We start from the raw sequence: 1,779 nt of genomic DNA on the forward strand, positions 1-1,779 counted from the left end.
AAATACTAATGAACTACTGGACACAAAATCCTGAAGTTCTTACGCAGATAGGGTTTGAGGCAAAAATTTTCAAATTTGACCTTTAGACCATTATAGCTTGTTTCGGGGCAGAAAACCAGCAAAAACATGGCTACAGAGGGAATCGCTGACTCTAGAGATTAATGACACCATCTGTTACAATCAGGTTAGCGATCACTATACAGCCAACTCTACGGAATCGCTCTACTCTAGATACAGTCAACGGTACAGCCATTTTCAAGTAAAAAATGTACCCAGTAGCCTCTTTTCAATTTTTTCTTAGAAGCGACCTGCAGTAAGGGTTTTGTTAATTTTTTAGTATTTATGTATGGGGGAAGTCCAGATATAAAAATGAATAAGTCCAGAATGCAAGACCTATCACGAATGCAGCCAAGAATTTAAAATCAGAAGGAATAAGAATCCTGTCAACAAATGTTGATGGGCAGTCGGAAGTTTAAGCTTGTGGAGAGACTGTAAGACTCGTTGGGACTCTCTCAAAAAGCAGGTTTCTGTGAAGCAAGAATTTCCCATCACACACCTTCCCATTGTGATGGCTAGATTGTCAAGTCTGTTCATCCCTGGTCCGCGCAAATAACACCTAAGATAGCGAACGTTAAAACTAAAATTTCAATACATTTGTGCCTTAAGCGCCTAAAAGCCTTGCTTTGCGAGGCTTTTACTATTAGTTGATTCGTTCTATGTAAGATATTGGCTAGAGCCAGCGATCGCTTAATAATGAAAGCATAGGTGCGCCTTTTCTGAGAATTGATTACATTTCTTAACCCCAAAAATGAGAATTGACTACATTTCTTAACCCAAATATCTTACATTTCTTAACTAAAAAAATTGAGATTAGCTATTGACAACGACAAAACAAGGCTGCTATCTTTAAAGATGCGGGAGTAATGAAGGCAGAAAAACGAAATGGATTTCTGAATCCTCCATGATTTCAGCACTGTACACTTTCTATGAAAACAACAAAAAGGTCTATTACCATGGCAGTTGAAAAAACCAACTCTTCCTCTAGCTTGGCTGAAGTTATTGATCGTATCCTTGACAAAGGTATCGTTATTGATGCCTGGGCTCGCGTATCTCTGGTGGGCATCGAATTATTAGCGATTGAAGCTCGTGTAGTTATCGCTTCGGTTGAAACCTACCTCAAATATGCTGAAGCCGTTGGTCTGACTCAATCTGCGGCGGTTCCTGCTTAAGGATTGCTCCCAGATTCTCCCATCTGCTCAGTGAAAACCCTACAGGGTTTTGCAGATTCTTAGCTTTTCTTTGATCCCTATTGAGTTTAGTTACCCCTCTCTTGGGGCGCAATAGTCTATAAATGATCAGGTTGACACGGCAACGGATAGCGAAAACAAAGCTAGACCCATACAAATTATTTTTGTAAACGTGATTTTGTCCTTTGTAGCTAGGTTTACCCCCTATCACCAGATTATGAGACTCACTATTTTTCGGAATAGAAAGTCATTTTTGGAGTGGAAGCTGCGCCCCTGAGATGCGGTAGCTCGATAGATAAATTTTGGGATCAGCACTGTACACTTTCTATACAACTAACAAACAAGGTCTATTACCATGGCAGTCGAAAAAACCAACTCTTCCTCTAGCTTGGCTGAAGTTATTGATCGCATCCTTGACAAAGGTATCGTTATTGATGCCTGGGCTCGCGTATCTCTGGTGGGCATCGAATTATTAGCGATTGAAGCTCGTGTAGTCATCGCTTCGGTTGAAACCTACCTCAAATATGCTGAA

Annotated in this window: 2 protein-coding genes; both read left to right on the top strand. The window is 40.4% G+C overall.

All coding sequences use genetic code 11. The features are described from left to right. Positions 1-986: 986 nt before the first annotated feature. A complete protein-coding gene (gene gvpA, locus O9324_RS16820) occupies positions 987-1,229 on the top strand; it encodes a gas vesicle structural protein GvpA (RefSeq protein WP_425311603.1) in 243 nt (80 codons plus the stop codon). Positions 1,230-1,602: 373 nt separating this feature from the next. Then, a partial coding sequence (gvpA, locus tag O9324_RS16825; RefSeq protein ID WP_288140785.1) for a gas vesicle structural protein GvpA occupies positions 1,603-1,779 on the top strand: 177 nt, incomplete at its 3' end.

This window comes from Microcystis sp. LE19-84.1B, assembly GCF_027531875.1.
GTDB lineage: Bacteria > Cyanobacteriota > Cyanobacteriia > Cyanobacteriales > Microcystaceae > Microcystis > Microcystis panniformis.